The following is a 17,112-nucleotide window of genomic DNA, read 5'->3' on the forward strand; positions in this document are numbered from 1 at the left end:
CTGTGGCGCCGCCAGAGGGGATTATTGCGTGTGCGCCTCGTTGGCGTAACCAAGGAAGGCATCCAGCACGCCCTGCGCATCGAAATCGGGATTGTCGGCGACCCATTTGTCCCAGATCGGCCTGCCGGCGCGGGTGCGGAATTCTTCCAGCGCGGCGTCGTCATATTCGATCTTGGTCAGGGTCTTTTCGAACAGGGGGATGTTCTTTTCGTCCTGCGCCGCATAGGCGGCCAGTTCGGTTTCCAGCACCAGATCGCGGTTGTCCCAGACCAGCGCCTGATATTGTTCGGGCAGGGCCTCGAAGGCGGTCTTGTTCAACACCCAGCCGCATTCGGACGAGCCCGGCGACAGGTTGGCGGTGTACCAGTCGGCCTCTTCATTGATCTTGAAGGCGACATGCGCATAGGTGAACGGAAAGGCCGCCACATCGACCGTGCCGTTCTGGAAGGCGGTCAGGGTTTCGCCCGCCGACAGCGTCTGCTTGGTTGCCCCGAGCAGTTCCATCGCATCGCCAAGCCCGCCGCCCGCGCGCACCTGTAGCCCGGCCCAGTCATCGAGCGTTTGCGGCGGCTCGCCCCGGCCCATCATCTCGTATTGCGGCAAGAGGCCCGACGCGTAGGGCAGCGCGTTCCACTTTTCCATATCCGCGACGATGGCCGGGTGTTCGAACATCCGCTTGCGCACGTAAAGATCCACCGCCGGGCTGGTGATCGGCAAAAACGGCAGCGAGAACACCATCCACGCCGGGTTCTTGCCGGGGTGGTAGAAATTGCAGATGCCCGCGCCCTCGAAAGCGTTGAGCTTGATCGCGTCGAGCGCCTCGCGCGCCGGGCCAAGCTGTTCGGCGTAAAAGATGCGGATCTGGAACTTGCCGTCGGTTTCGGCGGCGACCTTTTCGGCCAGCGCCTCCATCCCGGATGTCAGCGCCCGGGCGTTGCCATACATCGAGATTTTCCAGAACACCGACGGGCCGTCGACATTGGCAGCGGGGGCGGCGGTGCCCAGGCTCAGTGCGGCCAGCGCCGACAGGATGATGGGGTTTCTCATAGTTTCTCCTCCCTATGATTGTGTTGTGCCCGTGCTCAGGCGGGCGTTGCGGCAAAGGCCTCGCGCAGCAGGTTCTTTTGCACCTTGCCCATGGTGTTGCGCGGCAGTTCATCGACGATGCGGATGGCGCGCGGATGCTTGAACCGGGCCAGCTGCGGGCGCAGCAGCGCCATCAGCGCCTCGGGGTCGGGCGTGGCCCCCGGCGCGGGCACCACGGCGGCAATCACCGCCTCGCCGAAATCCGCATCCGGGATGCCGACCACGGCGGATTCCAGCACGCCGGGCAGATCGTCCAGCACCACCTCGATTTCCTTGGGGTAGATGTTGTAGCCCCCCGAGATGATCAGGTCTTTCTGGCGCCCCACGATGGACAGGTAGCCATCGGCGTCGATGCGCCCCAGATCGCCGGTGATAAAGAACCCGTTGCCGCGCAGTTCCTCGGCGGTTTTTTCCGGCATGCGCCAGTAGCCCTTGAACACATTGGGGCCGCGCACCTCGATCATGCCGATCTCGCCATCGGGCAGCGGTGCGCCGGTGGTGGGATCGGTGATGCGCAGCTCGGTGCCCGCGAGCGGAAAGCCAACCGTGCCGGCGCGGCGCTCGCCCTCATAGGGGTTGGATACGTTCATGTTGGTTTCGGTCATGCCGTAGCGTTCAAGGATGCGATGCCCGGTGCGCCGTTCGAACTGCTCATGGGTTTCCGCCAGAAGCGGCGCCGAGCCCGACACGAACAGCCGCATGTGCTGCGTCAGCATCGGGGTGAAGCGCGGATCGTCCAGCAGCCGGGTGTAAAAGGTCGGCACGCCCATCAGCGTTGTGGCCTTTGGCAGATCGGCAATGATGTCATCAAGGTTGAAACCGGGGTGGAACAGCATCGACGCCCCCGACAGCGCGCAGACATTCACCGCCACGAACAGCCCGTGGGTGTGAAAGATCGGCAGCGCGTGCAGCAGCACATCCTCGGCACTGAAGCGCCACAGGTTGGTCAGGGCGCGGGCGTTGGACAACAGGTTGTCATGGCTCAGCATCGCGCCCTTGCTGCGCCCGGTGGTGCCCGAAGTATACAGGATCGCCGCCAGATCATCCGGCCCGCAGGGCAGCGGGTCGTGCTGCGCATCGGCCTGCGCGACGGCATCCATCAGGCTGCCGTTGCCCGCATTGTCCAGCGTCAGAAGCGTCGCCCCCGCAGGCAGGATCGGGGTCAGCCCCTCGGCCTTGGCGGGATCGCAGATCACCAGCCCCGGTTCGGCATCGCCAAGGAAATACGCCAGCTCTGACACGGTGTAGCCGGTGTTGAGCGGCAACAGCACCAGACCGGCGCGCAGGCAGGCGGCATAGATCGCAAGCGCGGGCACCGATTTGCCCACCTGCACCGCCACGCGGTCGCCCTTTTGCAGACCCTGCGCCACAAAGACATTGGCCATGCGCGCAGACAGCGCCAGAAAATCGTCATGACTGAGCGCCGCGCCCCCCAGAGGCGTCACGAAAGGCGCATCGCTGCCGGCGTGGTATCCGAAAAGCTGGTCGAAGAGATGGTTGGTCATGGCATTCACTCAGGTCTTGGCCGGAACGGCGGTGGATTTCAAAAGCGGGGCCAGGGCGCGGGCATGGGCGACGGTCCCCTTGGTGGAATGGCCCTCGATGTTGGCATCGATCTGGTCGAGATCGTACAGATAGTTGACCATCGCACCGCAGGACTGGCGCAAGCCATTGTCGGATTTGTCGGCCCCCATATGCACCTCGTGCACCAGCGCGCCGTTGCCGAGGTGAAACTTCGCCACCGGGTCCAGCGGGCCGCCGCGCGGGTGGCGTTCGCGGATCAGGTATTGCGCCACATAGGGGCGCAGCGCCGCGCCCCGGTCTCTCAATGCCTCGGCGAGCCGGGCGGCGTCTTCGGCGGGCAGCTCTGACAGGCGCTGATCGGCCCAGCGGCGAAAGCCCGGAATGGGCGAGAGCGTGACGAAAGTGGTCAGTTCCGGAATCGCGGATTTCAGATCCTCGACCACCTGCTTGATCAGCGAATTGCCAAAGGAAATGCCGCGCAGCCCCTTCTGGCAGTTGGAAATCGAATAGAACACCGCGGTGTTGATGCGCTTGGCGGGCAGGGCGGGGCGGTCTTCGGCAAGCACCGCCTGAATGTTGCCGGCCACGCCATCGGTCAGCGCCACCTCGACAAAGATCAGCGGCTCCTCGGGCATGGCCGGGTGGAAATAGGCATAGCAGCGCCGGTCTTCGGGCAGCAGGCGGCGGCGCAGATCGTCCCAGCTGTGGATGGCGTGGACCGCCTCGTATTCGATGATCTTTTCCAGAATGCTGGCGGGGCTGTCCCAGTTGATGTGGCGCAGCACCAGAAAGCCCTGATTGAACCATGAGCGGAACAGATGCAGGAAATCCTGATCGATAACCGCAAGGCGCGGCGCCTCTCTTGCCATGCGCAACAGATCGCAGCGCATGGCGACCAGATCGGCGGTGGCGCCCGGCACGCGGTTCAAACGGCGAAAGATTTCCTGACGGCGCGGCTCTGCGGCTTCGGTCAGCGCGGCGAGGGTCTCGGGCTGGGGGTCTTCGCCATAGGCGCGGGCCAGATCGGCCAGCACCGGGCCGTTGATGTCGAAATCGCTGGCCAGCATGTCGAAGAAGGCGTGTTTCTGATCCTCGCTCATATCGCGGTACTGCGCCAGCAAGGCGCGCGACACCTTGGACGAGGACACATCCCCCAGATCGGTCAGCAACAGCTCGGCCAACTCGCGCGGGGTGCGGCTGTCGCTGCCACGCGGCGCGGGGCGATTGCGCTGGGTAATCGTGGACAGCAGGTCGATCAGATAGGTCGATTGGATCAATTGCATGGCTCGTGCTCCGTCAGGTCAGGGAGGGGGCGGTGATGAGTGCGCGGCCGCTGCGGGCAGTCATGACAGTGCGACCGTCCCGGGCAGTCATGACAGCGCGACCGTCCCGGTCGACACCCCGACCGTCAGCGTCAGGCTGCCTTCGTTCACCAGCCAGCGCCGCAGCGTGTAGCTGCGCGCGCCGCGGCTGTGCATCGGGTCGGCGTCAGCAAGGGCGCGGGCCTCTTCCAGTGACGCCGCGCGCAGGATCACCAGCCCGGCGCCCTCGATCTGCGTTCCGGTCTCATCCGACAGCGGACCGGCCAGAAACAGGCTGCCCTGCGATTCGAGCTTGCGCTGATACTCCAGATGCGCGGGCAGCACCTCGGGCACCGCAGGCCCGCCCGCCATGGGCACCGTGTGTACCATGAACAGCTCAAGCGCCAGCGCCCCGCGGGCCTTGGCGCTGTCTTGGTATGTCTTCCAGTCCGGCATCTTTTCTCCTCCCAGAAAATCGATATTTATTGACATACACCTTTTTTGTCGTCAAACGAAAGGGAAATGTGAGAGGAGAGACTATGAAACTTCTGGTTGGGACCATGGGCGGGGAGATGTCGGTGTTCCGCGTCGAGGGCGATACCGCTATCAATCTGACAGCCGCCCTGCCGCAGATCGGCAGCGATTTGCAGGCGCTGATCGGCTCTGATGATCTGCTGGCACAGGCGGCGAAGGTCACGGGCAATGCGGTGCCGCTGGCCGAGATCACGCCAGAGCTGCCGGTGGATGCGCCGGGCAAGATCCTGTGCCTTGGGCTGAACTACATCGAACACATCAAGGAAGGCGGCTACGACATCCCCGACTACCCGGCGATGTTCCTGCGCACGCGCCAGTCGATCATGGCCGCCGGTGCGCCGCTGGTGCGCCCGACCTGTTCGGAGCAGTTGGACTATGAGGCCGAGCTGATGCTGATCGTCGGCAAGGGCGGGCGGCATATCTCCGAAGCGGACGCACTCGATCACGTGTTCGGCTATACCGTGTTCAACGACGGCTCGGTGCGCGATTTCCAGCGCAAGACGCACCAGTGGACGCCGGGCAAGAACTTTGACCAGACCGGCGCCATCGGCCCCTATGTGGTCACCCCCGAAGACCTGCCCGAAGGCGCCAAGGGGCTGAAGATCGAAAGCCGGGTCGGCGACGAGATCCTGCAAAGCTCGAACACCGGCAACATGATCTGGGGCGTGGCGCAGACCATCGCCATCATGTCCGAATTCACCACGCTGGAACCGGGCGATCTTATTGCGCTTGGCACGCCTCCGGGGGTTGGGCACGCGAAAAAGCCGGGGCCGCGCTGGCTCAAGCCCGGCGAAGTGGTCGAGATCGAGATCGAAGGCATCGGCATCTGCGCCAGCCCGATCAAGGACGAGGCGGATCTGGCGAAGGCGGCACAATGACGGCGCTTGCCGATCCTCGGCAGCAGGCGCAGGCGGCCGTGCGGTCGCTGCGCCAGCGCATCGGGTCGCTGGATGCGGCCTCGATCGATCTGATCCTGCGCGATGCCCGCTCGCATTACGCATGGACCGATCGCGATGTGCCCGACGCCCTACTGCGCGAACTGCACGAGATCACCATCAACGGGCCGACCAGCATGAACACGCTGCCAGCGCGGTTTGTGCATGTGCGCAGCGCGGCGGCCAAGGACCGGCTGGCCAAGGCGCTCAAGGACAAGAACATCGCCAAGATGCGGCAGGCCCCGGTGACGACGATCATCGCCTATGATCCGATGTTCTGGACCCGCCTGCCGCAGACCTTTCCGCACGAGGACCGCCGCCCATTGTTCGAGGGCAAGCCCGAGCATTGCGACATCACCGCCCTGCGCAATTCATCGCTACAGGGCGCGTATTTCATGATCGCGGCGCGGGCGCTGGGGTTGGACGTGGGGGCTATGTCTGGGTTTTCGAACGCCGCCGTCGATGCGGAATTCTTTGCGGAAAATGGCTGGAAATCGAATTTCCTGTGCAACATTGGCTACGCCGATGAGACCGCGCTGTTCGGCAAGCTGCCGCGCCTTGGCTTTGACGAGGTGTGCAGCGTGATCTGACAAACCATCGATGCGGGCGCGGAAGAGGAGCCGCGCCCGCATCGCACCGACCGCCGGAGCAGATCCGGCACTTTGAACCATACGGGAGGAGGAACCCCAAATGCGTTTCATGACTGTGACAGCCCTGCTGTTTGCGGGGGCGGCTGCGCCCGCGCTTGCGCAGGAGTCCATCACCATCAACGTGATCGATGGCTACCCGGCCCGCGCCATGTGGGTGCAGGAGCTGACCGAATATTTCATTCCAGAGGTCGACAAGCGCCTTGCGCAAACCGGCAATTACAGCATCGACTGGCGCGAAAGCTACGGCGGCACCGTGGTCAAGCCGAGCGGCGTGCTCGAAGGGTTGCAGCTGGGCCTTGGCGATATCGGCATCGTCACCACGATCTTTCACAGCTCGAAACTGCCCAGTCAGGCGATTTCGGCGGTGACGCCCTTTGTCTCGTCCGATGCCCGCGTTGTGGCCAGGGCGGTGGATGAGATCGCGCAGGAATTCCCCACCATGCAGGCGGAATTCGACGCGCAGAACCAAGTCTACCTGACCACCGGCGTGGTGCTGGACACCTATCAGCTGTTCTCGTCGCAAAGGGTCGAAACGCTGTCCGATCTCGAAGGCGCCAAGATCGCGGGCGCGGGCATGAACCTGCGCTACGTCGAGGGCATCCCCGGCGCCGCCGGTGTGCGCGGCGGGCTGACCGATTTCTACAACATGCTGCAAACCGGGATGGTCGAACATGCGATGCTCTGGCCCGAGGCGGCGGCAACCTTCAAGATCTCCGAGGTGGGGCCGTACATGCTGGCCGCCGATCTGGGCGCGGTGAACACCAAGACCCTGTCCGCCAACAAGGATTTCTGGAACGCCCTGCCCGAAGAGGTTCAGACCGCGATCCGCGAAAGCGCCGCCGCCTACCGCGATCACGTCGCCGAAGTGGCGATGGACCGCGCCGCCGAAGCCCGCGAGGCCTATACCGCTGCGGGCGGAGAAATCGTGCAGATGAGCGCCGAGCAACGCGGCGCATGGGCGGCATCGCTTCCCGACATCGCGGCGGAATGGGCGGCGGATCTGGATGCCAACGGGCAACCCGGATCGGCGATGCTGGCGGCCTATCTGGACAAGCTCAGCGGCGATGACGCACCGCTGCGCGACTGGACGGCAGGCCTCGGGCAGTGACAGGCGCCCCTGATCAAGGCGGCGCGCCGGTAGCGAAAGGCTACCGGCGGCTGCACGGCACGCTGTCAACGCTGGTGCGCGGCACGGCGCTGGGGGCGAACGCGACGGGCACGCTGGTGGTGCTCGCGCTGGTGGTGGTGGTGAATTACGACATGCTGGCGCGCACGCTGGCCAACCGCCCGCTGCATGGCACCATCGAGCTGGTGCAATTCGCCATGGTCCTGATCGTGTTCCTGCAACTGCCCGACGTGATCCGGGCCGGGCGGCTGACCCGCTCTGACGGGTTTCTGGGGATGCTGGCCATCCGCGCCCCGCGCGCCGCAAGCCTGCTGCAACGGCTGATCGACCTGTTGTCCTTTGCCATCATGGCGCTGCTCGCCATCGCCTCTTTCCCGCTGTTCATCGAGATGTGGCATTCGCAGGATTACTTCGGCATTCCGGGCGTGTTCACCGCCCCGTGGTGGCCGATCAAGCTGACCGTTCTGGCCAGCACGGCCCTGTGCGCGATCATCTTCGCCCTCAAAACCCTCAGACCCGGACCGGAGCAAGAGCCTTGACCCCCATCGAAGTCGGCGCCATCTCGGTCGGAGCCATCGTGCTGCTGATCTATCTGGGCGTTTATATCCCCATCGCGCTGACCGCCGTATCGTTTGTCTCGATCTGGCTGATGCGCGACAACTTCACGCTGGCGATGAACCTGCTGAAGATCACCATCGGCGAAAGCGCGATGGAATACCCCTTTGCCACGATTCCACTGTTCAGCTTCATGGGGCTGGTGGTGTCCAAGGCCGGGCTCGGGACGGATATCTATGCCGTCATGTCATCGGGATTTCGGCGGGTGAAGGGCGGCATCGGCATGGCCACGGTGGGGGCCAACGCCGCCTTTGCCGCCGTCACGGGAAGCTCCATCGCCTCGGCCTCGGTGTTTGCCAAGGTCGCCGTCCCCGAGATGCAGAAATACGATTACAACCCGCGCTTTGCGGTGGGGGTCGTGGCGGGCTCGTCGGTGCTGGGCATGATCATCCCGCCCTCGGCGATGCTGATCATCTATTCTTTTGTCGCCGAACAATCGGTGGGCGAGATGTTCATCGCCGGTGTCATCCCCGGCCTGATGCTGACCGTCGCCTATATCGGTGCGATCTGGCTGATGGGCCGCTTTACGCCGGGCTTTGTTGGCGGGCGCCCGGCGGATGATTACGAGCCGATGCCGTGGCGCGAGGTCGCCAGCCGCACCTTGCCGATGCTGTTGCTGATCGTCACCGTGATCGGCGGCATCTATCTGGGCTGGATGACCCCGGTCGAGGCGGGCGCGGCGGGCGCGGCGCTGGGGCTGATCATCGCGGCGGTGCGCCGGACCATGTCGTGGCGCAACCTCTGGGAGACGCTGATCGAAACCGGCCATATCACCGCCGCGATCCTGTTCCTGATCACCGCCGCGTCGATCTACAGCCGGATGCTGGGCCTTGCCGGATTGCCCCGCGAGCTTGAGGCGATCCTTGCCGCCAGCGATTTCAGCTTCGTGCTGATCATGGTGTTCTATGTGATCCTGATGCTGTTTCTGGGCACCATCCTCGACACCTCGTCGATCATTCTGATCGTGGTGCCGCTGTTCCTGCCGCTGATCGAACCCATGGGCCTTAGCCTTGTGTGGTTTGGCATCATCACCGTCATAGGGGCTGAAATCGGCCTGCTGACACCGCCTTTGGGGATTTCCTGCTTCGTCATCAAGGCGACGCTGGATGACCCGCGCATCACGCTCAAGGACGTGTTCATGGGCGCGCTGCCCTTTGCGGGGGTGATGCTGCTGGTGCTGGCGCTGCTGATCGCCCTTCCCTCTCTTTCCCTTGCCCTTCTGTAAGGAGCTGACATGCGCAACGTAACACCCGACAATATCACCGAGGTCTTCACCGGCTATTTCGGCCCCGACACCGATCCGCGCTTTGCCGAGATCATGGGCGCGCTGGCCCGCCATCTGCACGCCTTCACCAAAGAGGTCGGGCTGACCCATGACGAATGGCGCGCCGGGCTGAAGGCGATGGAATGGGCCGGGCAGATCACCACGCCCGAGCGCAACGAATTCGTGCTGATGTCGGATGTGCTGGGGCTGTCGTCGCTGGTCGACATGATCAATTCGCACCCCGGCGCCACCAGTTCCAGCGTGCTGGGGCCGTTCCATGTGTCAGATGCGCCGCCCATGGCGCTTGGCGCCGACCTGCGCGCCGATTTCCCCGGCGAGGTGGTGCTGGTGCAGGGCCATGTTCGCGACCTGAACGGCAGGCCGATCCCGCACGCGCAGCTGGATATCTGGCAGACCGCACCCAATGGGCTGTATTCCAGCCAGGACCCGGATCAGGACATCATGTCGTTTCACGGGCTGATGACCACCGATGAAGATGGCTATTACGCTTTCACCACGGTGCGCCCGGTCGAATACACCGTGCCGACCGATGGCCCGGTGGGCCAGATCCTCGACGCGGCGGGGCGCCATCCGTGGCGGCCTTCGCACCTGCATTTCATCATCAAGGCGCCCGGCTTTCGCGATCTGGTGACCGAGGTGTTCCCGGCCGATGATCCCTATCTTGATCAGGATACGGTGTTCGGCGTGCGCGAAGATCTGGTGATGCATTACGCGCCACAACCGGCGGGAAGCTTTCCCGAGGGCTTCGCCCTGTCGGGCAAGGTCAATGACGCGTGGTCGCGGGTGGATTTCGATTTCAAACTCGTGGCGCGCTAGGGCGTCACTGTTCGGGCGGCGTCTCCACGTCGCCCGGACGCACCCCGCCAAGCCCGTCGCGCAGTGCCCCGGCGCCCTGCATCAGGGCGTCGTAACGTTCGGCCCCAAGGGTTTGCGCGCCAAGCGCGTCGATCTCGGCCCAGACCTGATGGATTTGCGAAAGCAGCGCGCAGCCCTTATCGCTCAGGCTCAGCAGATTGCCGCGCGCGTCTTCGGGATCGGCGCGGCGCAGGATATACCCCCCCGAGATCAACCGCGCGGTCATCGTGCTCATGCTGGCCTGCGTCACGGTGAATTCCCGCGCCAGCCGCGCCTGCGACACCGTGCCCATGCGGGCCAGCCCATCGATCACCAGCGCCTGACGCGGGCGCAGCCCAAGGGGATGCAGCCGCGCGGCAAGCTCTGCCTCGATCAGATCGGCGGAATGCAGCAGAAGATGAAAAAGGTAGCGTCGGCTGTTCATTCTGATATAGATAGCATACTAAGTAAAAGGCGACAATCCATCCATGACGGAGCCATGATCCGATGATTCGACCAAACCGCGCCGCTGCCACGCTGATCGCCGTCGTGGCGGCCCTTCCCGCTGCGGCCCATGACGATCCGCTGGCCCATGTCGCGGCGTTCTTTGCCGATGCCAACGTCGTCTCGGGGCCTGAACTGGTCGATTGCACGCTGTCGGGCGGCACCGAAACCACCTGCTTTTCCATCACCGTCAAGCCGGACCCGCAGGATTACACCCCCGGCCCATGGTGCCCGACCAATATCGCGGATGACGCCGAGGCCGGTGGCATCTGGATCGTCGATGGGGAGGCCAATGACGTGGATGGCGCGTTCATCACCCGTCTGGCCGAGATCTACGGCGACACCGAGTGGAAGCTTTATGACGAGGCCACCGGCGATGTGCGCTACACCGGCACGCTTGAGGCCTGCGAGGCCGCGGCCCGCCCCGATGTGGACCCCGCGTACAACAATTACTGCGTCCAGTGCCTGCCGGAATACCTGCCCGAGGAGGCCTCGGTCACCTATGTGATCCCGCTGCGCCCGGTGATGCTTGACGAGCCGGCGGACAGCACGCGCGGCGGCGCAGGGGTGGCCTATAACGGCGTGCGCCTTGACGGGCCGGCGCCGCTGGAGGCGATCACGTCGGCCCATACCATCGCACCCTTCGACGATTGCGGCGGCCATGTGAACACCCATGTTGGCTATCACTACCACGCCGTGACCGATTGCCTGAACACGCCCCCCGCAAGCACCACCGCGCTGAAAAATCACGGCACGCAGATCGGAATCGCGATGGACGGGTTTCCGATCATGGGCCATATCGAAGGCATCGAAGACGAGCTTGACGCCTGCAACGGCATCATGATCGACGGCGTCGGCTATCACTATTACGCCGGTGCGCCGGGCAGCAACGCCATCCTTGGCTGCCATGTGGCCGAGGTCGGCTGCACGCTGGAAGAAGGCGGCACCTGCAATGCCTCGCTTGACGCCCGCCGCGGCCCGCCTCCGGGCGCGAATGGCGATCGCCCCGCGCCGCCGCCGCCGGCAGACTAAACTAAGCCGTCTAACCCTCTGGCAGATCGGGCGTTTCGCGTAGGAACATGCCGGTCTGCTGGTAGTGGTGCAGCAACCGGGTCGAGGCCAGATCGACGTCGCGGGCCACCGCCGCCGCAAGGATGTCGCGGTGTTCGGCGGGCACGTCGCGGGTGCCGTAATGGCGCGAGCGCCCCGCAAGGTAGCGATAGCGCACGTTCAGATCATACAGCTGGCTGCAATAGCCCAGCAGGATCGGCGAGGAACAGCGCGCCAGCAGCGCCATGTGAAAGGTCTTGTGCGCCTCTTCGAAGATCGCCACATCCGCGCCCCCGACCCGCGCCATGCGGTGATGGGCCAGCACCAGCGCCTCTTCCCATGCCTCGTCCCCGGCTTCGATGGATTCGCGCAGGGCCATGTCTTCCAAAGCGCAGCGCAGGCGCAGGATCTCGGCGAAATTGTCCTGACTGACGGGCGAGGCGCGAAACCCGCGCTGATCGATGCGTTCGACCAGCTTGTCGGCCACCAGCAGGGTCAGCGCCTCGCGGATCGGCGAGGCGCCGACCTGAATGCGCTCTTTGAGGGTTTCGATCTTGAGCTTTTCGCCCGGCGCAAGCGCGCCGGTGATGATCATGCGCCGGATGGCCTGATAGGTCGATTGCGTGGCCGATGTCGGGGCAACCGGGTCTGCCCCGACATCGAAATCCTGAATACTCATACCGTCCTCATAACCTTGGCCCCGGCGGGCCGACAGGGCGCGCTCACGGCGCGGGGCGGGCAGGGATGCCAATCCGCGCATCGCCCGTCGCCGCGCGCGTCGTCACGCCATCGTTCAACACGAACATGATGATACAGGTTTCCGTCCCCTTGTTCGACCAGGCATGATTGGTGCCGCGCTGCACGCAGATATCGCCCGCCTTGAGCAGCACATCATCCGCCGGATCATCCATCAGCATCCAGATTTCCCCCGTGATCACCATGGCATAATCGACACTGTTGGTGCGATGCATGAACGGGTGGCGGGCGTTTTGCACGATATTCGCGGCAGCCCCCATTTCGGCGAAAGCGCTGGGGCCGTCAAGCTTGGCCATCACCTCGGGGTCTTCAGGCTGGAATTCGACGCAGCGGAACACGCTGCCCATGGCGGGCGGGTGCAGGGTGAAATCGCCGGTGCAGGTTTCGGTGGCGCCGTCATATTCGGCCGGCGTGCCATCGGAGATCCAGAAGTTGGTCAGCCGCACGCCGGGCCGGTTGGGCCGTTCGAGGAACTGGCTGGCGGTCTGATCGCTTTCGATGATGGCTTTGCCGGTGGCGTCGTGGCCTGTGACCACGCGGCGGAATTCGGTCATGTTCATGAGAGGTGTCCTTTCAGATCAGTTGGCCCTTGCGGGCACGCAATTCGGTGATGGCATAGAGCCCAAGCAGCAGGGAAAGCCCGAGCGCGGCGCTCAGCAGGTCCTGAAACAGCAGCAGCAACCCGGCAAGCGCCGCCGCGCCGCGCCCCAGCGCGTTCAGCCGGTGGCCCAGCACCCCGATCACCGCGACGGCGATGGCGAACACGCCCAGCATGCCGGTGACGATGGCTTCGATGTTCTCGAACCAGCCGCCCTGAAGCAGCAGGCCGGGGCCGTAGCAGAAGGCAAAGGGCAGCAGGAAGCTCGGCGCGGCATAGGCGGCGGCGGTCCAGCCGCATTTGTTGATGTCGGCCTTGGCGATGCCTCCCGCCACATAGGCGGCCAGCGCCACCGGTGGGGTGATCGTGGAAATGCAGCCGAAGTAGAAGACGAAGAAATGCGCGGTCAGCACCGGCACCCCCATCTTGACCAGCGCCGGGGCGACCACGGTGGCAAGGATCAGGTAGGCCGCCGTTGTCGGCAGGCCCATGCCAAGGATGATCGACACGAACATCGTCAGCACCAGCGCGATCAGCAAGCTGCCGCCAGAGCCCATGTCGATCAGCACCGCGATCTTCGATCCAAGGCCCGACAGCCCGAGCACCCCGGCGATGATGCCCGCAGCGGCGCAGGCGGCGGAAATCGTCACCACGCCCTGCGCGCCTTCGGTCACCGCGCCGCTGATCTTGCGCAGCAGGTCGGTGTCGATGCGGCGGTTCCAGATCACGGTGGAGAGGATCATCGCCCCCATCGCCCAGAGCGAGGCCTTGAACGGCGAATAGCCCATCAGCATCATGCCCAGCAGCAGCGCAAAGGCGATGATGAACGGCATCCCGTCCCAGAGCACGCGGCCGGTGCTGCGCGGATCGGTGGTGGGGGTTGTCACCGGCGCGATGCCGCTGCGCACCGCGCGCAGATGCACCACCGCAAAGGCGGTGCCAAAGAACAGCAGCGCCGGCAAAAGGCCGGTCTTCATGATCTCGGTGTAGCTCACCCCGACCACCTCGGCCATGATGAAGGCGGCGGCGCCCATCACCGGGGGCATGATCTGCCCGCCGGTGGAGGCAACCGCCTCGACCGCGGCGGCCTGATGCGGGGCGTAGCCTTCGCGCTTCATCAGCGGAATGGTCAGCGTGCCGGTCACCGCGACGTTGCCCGCCGCCGAGCCCGACACCATGCCGATCAGCGCCGAAAACAGCACCGCCGACTTGGCCGAGGCCGCCCGCATGCCATGGGTCAGGCGGAAGGAGATCTCAAAGAAAAATTCCCCCGCGCCAAGCCGCGACAACAGCGCGCCAAAGATGGTGAAGGTGATGATATAGGTCGCCGCCACGCCGATCGGAATGCCATAGATGCCTTGGGTGTCGGTGGTCAGAAAGGTCACCACCCGTTCCAGCCCATAGCCGCGCCCATTCAGCACGCCCGGCAGGTAGGGGCTGAGGAACGGGTAGACAAAGAACACCAGCGTGATCCCGGCAAGGATGCTGCCGATGCCGCGCCGCGCTGCCTCGAACACCAGCGCGACGATGACCAGCCCGGCCCAGTAATCCTGCGTGTTGGTCATGCCACCGCTGAAGGCAATCGCCTTCCAGCGCGACAACAGCCAGACACTGGCGATGATGCCCGACAGGATCAGCACGCCGTCGAAAGCCAGAGACACCCGGCTGCGATCCACCGCCGAGGTTGCCGGTGTGCGGGCAAACAACAACGTCAGCGCAAGCATCAGGTGGGTCAGCCGCATTTCCATCGTCGACATGGAAATCAGGCCGGACACGATCAGCAGGTGGTAGGCGCCAAAGGCAAAGGCCACAATGGCCAGCACCCGGGCAGGGGTCATCATATCGCGCAACGCAGTCATGGCGCGTCCTTTCTGGGAAAAAAGGGGGATGGGGCAGGGGCACTGCACCCCTGCCGGGGGGGGCTGTTTGCTCGGCGGCTTACTTGGCGAAATAGGCCGCGGCGCCCGGGTGCAGATCGATGGCAAGCGCGCTTGCCCGTGCCTTGTCGATCTGGCGCGCATTGGCGTTTTCGGCGGCGAATTCATCAAGGTGATCGTAGATCGCCGCAGCGATGCTCTCGACGATGCCTGCGTCCATGTCGGCGGGCACCACCAGCATGTTGGTGACCCCCAGAACCTGCGCATCCTCGTCCATGTCATAGACATCGGCCGCAATATCAAAGGTGCTGTAGGCGGGGTTGCCGGACAGGATCTGCTCCAGCTTGTCGGCCTCCATGCCGATCATCCGCAGCTTGCCCGAGGCCGCCGCCTGCATCACCGCCGCCGCCGGATAGCCCGACAGCGCCAGCGCCGCGTCGACATTGCCATCCGACAACTGGCTGAACCCGTCGCCGTAGCTGAGGAAACTGGGCGTGATGTCATCAAGGCTCAGCCCGTAGACCGGCAGCATGTTGTTGAGAAAGCCCATCGTGCCGCCGCCCGCCGGGCCAACCGCGACGCGCTTGCCCTTGAGATCGGCAAAGGTCTGAATGTCGGATCCATCGGTGACCACCATGTGCAGCACGCTGGGGTGCAGGGGCCCGAGCGCGCTGAGGTCCATCGGGCTGCCGTCATAGGCGCCAGCCCCGGCCACCGCATCGGCGGCAAGATTGGCGCTGGTGATGCCGAGCTCAACCTCGCCCTGCGCCACGAGGCGGGGGTTCTGCACCGAGCCTTGCGTGACGATCGGCACCATGTCGATGCCATCGCCGGCGTATTTGTTGACGAGGTTGGAAATGCCTTGTCCCATCGGAAAGAACGCGCCACCAAGGCTGGCGGTCCCGATGCGGTATTCCTCGGCCTGCGCGGCCTGCGCCAGCACGGCGAAAGATGCGGCGACAAATGCCCCGCGAATGATGTTTTTCATGATGATCCTCCCTGAGCAGCGAGGGTAATACCGAGTTTATGTCATAGCAACACACATTATCGATTTTTTACGTGTCGAGAAATTTACCCTCAGGCACTCACGGCCCGCAGCACAGCGCCTACCGTCATGAGCCTGCCGAGGATCCGCCCGATACTTGCGATCGCGCCGGGGGGTGGTGTTCGATCCGGTCAGGTTTTCTGGCCCAGCCGCGCCCATCCCGTCCGCGTCGCAACGTTCCTCGGCAGAGAGCTACTGGTATTATGGCAGCGTTTCAGGGTCACAGGTCTGGCTATCATCCATCCCATGGCCGCGCTTCTGTGAAGCGTCTCGAGGCGATGCACAGATGTCGGATGGCTCCCGCATAGCAAGATGTAAATGATCTTGTGTACCTGTTCAGAAGCGGGTTTGTGTTCAGCCTGTTTGCGCAGTCATTGCCGCTGGCCCTCCCTCTCGTGCATGTAAACATGCAGATCCGCAGATCAGGTTCCTGTCTGCTTCGCAGGCATTGGCGCCCGGGACGTTCGGCGCAGCGTCCCGATCGTTGCGGCTGAAGGGCACACCATCACATCGTTGGTCTTGCGATCTCGTGGGCGCGGACGTCTCATACGGCGTGCGGTTTATAGGGCTCGTCTCTGGCCCATGTCCCAGGCCGTCTTGTTCGCCATGGCGACGGTCGCCAGCCTTGCGGACTTTCTCTGCAGCAGCTTCGTCAGCCAAACGTCCTGGGCCAGATCAGGCAGCCGGGCTGTTTGCAGTCGATGATCCCTTTCACAAATCGATGGCCCGCACGATGCCCCGAGCAATGGCGATGCCGACTCTGCCGCCAAGCTCCGCAGCATGTTGATCAACTGGGTGCGCTGGCGCACGACGAAGTCCCAAGCGGGAGCCATCCATCCCATCCGCTTTGTTCAGGGGGCATCATCGTTGTGACGATACGTAAATAATTACATAATTGGGATTAGGCGCGAGCGTCAGACCAGCAGGTGCGCGCGACCATCAACTTAGATTACCAATATAAAATAGATTCTTATCTAACTGAGAGTGTCTGCCACGCCACCGTGAGCAACAGGCAACTGGGTAGTGCCCCGAGAGGTGGTGTAAGAGCGCCGACCTTCGGAGAGGTCCAAGGCTGATCAGGTCGCCACGGCGGACAACCTGACGGTGGTAGTGTCGGTGACACGCGCGAGGCTTTCAAGAGACATATATCTTCGTGCAACCGTCCATTCGTCATTGGTCTCGAGCATCAGCGCGCCGACGAGCCGGACGATTGCCTCGTCGTTCGGGAAGATGCCGATCACGTCTGACCTGCGCTTGATCTCCCTGTTCACCCGCTCCAGTGGATTCGTCGACGCGATCTGGGCCCAATGCTCGCGGGGAAAATCCATGTAGGCGAGGACGTCGTCGCGCGAGGCGTCCATGAGGGCACCGAGCTTCGCCTGCTTCTCGCGC

The 17,112-nt window shown here is 64.1% G+C and carries 17 protein-coding genes; 7 read left to right on the top strand and 10 right to left on the bottom strand.

Annotated elements, in window-relative coordinates:
- Window positions 1-21: 21 nt before the first annotated feature.
- From dctP to Q4543_RS04455, 4 genes are all read right to left on the bottom strand, one after another.
- Window positions 22-1,047: a TRAP transporter substrate-binding protein DctP gene (gene dctP / locus Q4543_RS04440; RefSeq protein ID WP_216003833.1), complete on the bottom strand. Its 1,026-nt coding sequence runs from the start codon at window positions 1,045-1,047 to the stop codon at window positions 22-24.
- Window positions 1,048-1,082: 35 nt separating this feature from the next.
- Complete coding sequence (locus Q4543_RS04445) at window positions 1,083-2,591, bottom strand: malonyl-CoA synthase (protein ID WP_303436560.1); 1,509 nt, start codon at window positions 2,589-2,591, stop codon at window positions 1,083-1,085.
- A gap of 9 nt (window positions 2,592-2,600) precedes the next feature.
- Window positions 2,601-3,893 carry a malonyl-CoA decarboxylase gene (locus tag Q4543_RS04450; protein WP_303436561.1) on the bottom strand — a complete coding sequence of 431 codons (1,293 nt, stop codon included), beginning with the start codon at window positions 3,891-3,893 and terminating at the stop codon, window positions 2,601-2,603.
- An 87-nt stretch (window positions 3,894-3,980) separates the two neighbouring features.
- On the bottom strand, window positions 3,981-4,367 hold the full coding sequence (locus tag Q4543_RS04455; RefSeq protein ID WP_303436562.1) for a YciI family protein: 387 nt from the start codon (window positions 4,365-4,367) through the stop codon (window positions 3,981-3,983).
- An 83-nt stretch (window positions 4,368-4,450) separates the two neighbouring features.
- Between Q4543_RS04455 and Q4543_RS04460 the strand changes: the two genes are divergently transcribed.
- The 6 genes from Q4543_RS04460 (at window position 4,451) to Q4543_RS04485 (ending at window position 9,872) form a co-directional block, all read left to right on the top strand.
- The gene (locus Q4543_RS04460; protein WP_303436563.1) at window positions 4,451-5,323 is read left to right on the top strand and encodes a fumarylacetoacetate hydrolase family protein; all 873 of its coding nucleotides are present in this window, start codon (window positions 4,451-4,453) and stop codon (window positions 5,321-5,323) included.
- Window positions 5,320-5,970, top strand: coding sequence for a malonic semialdehyde reductase (locus Q4543_RS04465; RefSeq protein WP_303436564.1), 651 nt, complete (start codon window positions 5,320-5,322; stop codon window positions 5,968-5,970). The genes Q4543_RS04460 and Q4543_RS04465 overlap by 4 nt, the downstream gene beginning before the upstream one ends.
- A gap of 100 nt (window positions 5,971-6,070) precedes the next feature.
- Window positions 6,071-7,138, top strand: coding sequence for a C4-dicarboxylate TRAP transporter substrate-binding protein (locus Q4543_RS04470; protein WP_303436565.1), 1,068 nt, complete (start codon window positions 6,071-6,073; stop codon window positions 7,136-7,138).
- On the top strand, window positions 7,135-7,695 hold the full coding sequence (locus Q4543_RS04475; protein WP_303436566.1) for a TRAP transporter small permease subunit: 561 nt from the start codon (window positions 7,135-7,137) through the stop codon (window positions 7,693-7,695). Before Q4543_RS04470 ends, Q4543_RS04475 begins: the two co-directional genes overlap by 4 nt.
- Window positions 7,692-8,996, top strand: coding sequence for a TRAP transporter large permease (locus Q4543_RS04480; protein ID WP_303436568.1), 1,305 nt, complete (start codon window positions 7,692-7,694; stop codon window positions 8,994-8,996). Before Q4543_RS04475 ends, Q4543_RS04480 begins: the two co-directional genes overlap by 4 nt.
- A 9-nt stretch (window positions 8,997-9,005) precedes the next feature.
- Complete coding sequence (locus Q4543_RS04485; protein WP_303436569.1) at window positions 9,006-9,872, top strand: dioxygenase; 867 nt, start codon at window positions 9,006-9,008, stop codon at window positions 9,870-9,872.
- A gap of 4 nt (window positions 9,873-9,876) precedes the next feature.
- On the opposite strand, the gene Q4543_RS04490 is transcribed toward Q4543_RS04485, so the two are convergent.
- Window positions 9,877-10,335, bottom strand: coding sequence for a MarR family winged helix-turn-helix transcriptional regulator (locus Q4543_RS04490; RefSeq protein ID WP_303436571.1), 459 nt, complete (start codon window positions 10,333-10,335; stop codon window positions 9,877-9,879).
- Between the two features lie 62 nt (window positions 10,336-10,397).
- Here Q4543_RS04490 and Q4543_RS04495 point away from each other — a divergent pair, with 62 nt between their 5' ends.
- Window positions 10,398-11,426: a YHYH protein gene (locus Q4543_RS04495; RefSeq protein ID WP_303436573.1), complete on the top strand. Its 1,029-nt coding sequence runs from the start codon at window positions 10,398-10,400 to the stop codon at window positions 11,424-11,426.
- A gap of 10 nt (window positions 11,427-11,436) precedes the next feature.
- On the opposite strand, the gene Q4543_RS04500 is transcribed toward Q4543_RS04495, so the two are convergent.
- The 5 genes from Q4543_RS04500 to Q4543_RS04520 form a co-directional block, all read right to left on the bottom strand.
- On the bottom strand, window positions 11,437-12,123 hold the full coding sequence (locus tag Q4543_RS04500; RefSeq protein ID WP_216003822.1) for a GntR family transcriptional regulator: 687 nt from the start codon (window positions 12,121-12,123) through the stop codon (window positions 11,437-11,439).
- Between the two features lie 43 nt (window positions 12,124-12,166).
- Entirely contained in the window at window positions 12,167-12,760 is a 594-nt protein-coding gene (locus Q4543_RS04505) for a cupin domain-containing protein (protein WP_303436575.1), read from the bottom strand.
- 13 nt (window positions 12,761-12,773) lie between these two features.
- Window positions 12,774-14,657 (bottom strand): TRAP transporter fused permease subunit, encoded by a 1,884-nt coding sequence (locus Q4543_RS04510; RefSeq protein WP_303436576.1) that lies wholly within the window; start codon window positions 14,655-14,657, stop codon window positions 12,774-12,776.
- 79 nt (window positions 14,658-14,736) lie between these two features.
- Window positions 14,737-15,663 (bottom strand): TAXI family TRAP transporter solute-binding subunit, encoded by a 927-nt coding sequence (locus Q4543_RS04515; protein ID WP_303436578.1) that lies wholly within the window; start codon window positions 15,661-15,663, stop codon window positions 14,737-14,739.
- Window positions 15,664-16,796: 1,133 nt separating this feature from the next.
- Window positions 16,797-17,112: transposase (locus tag Q4543_RS04520; RefSeq protein WP_303436579.1), on the bottom strand; the 316-nt coding region annotated here is incomplete at its 5' end.

This window comes from Salipiger sp. 1_MG-2023, assembly GCF_030547555.1.
GTDB lineage: Bacteria > Pseudomonadota > Alphaproteobacteria > Rhodobacterales > Rhodobacteraceae > Salipiger.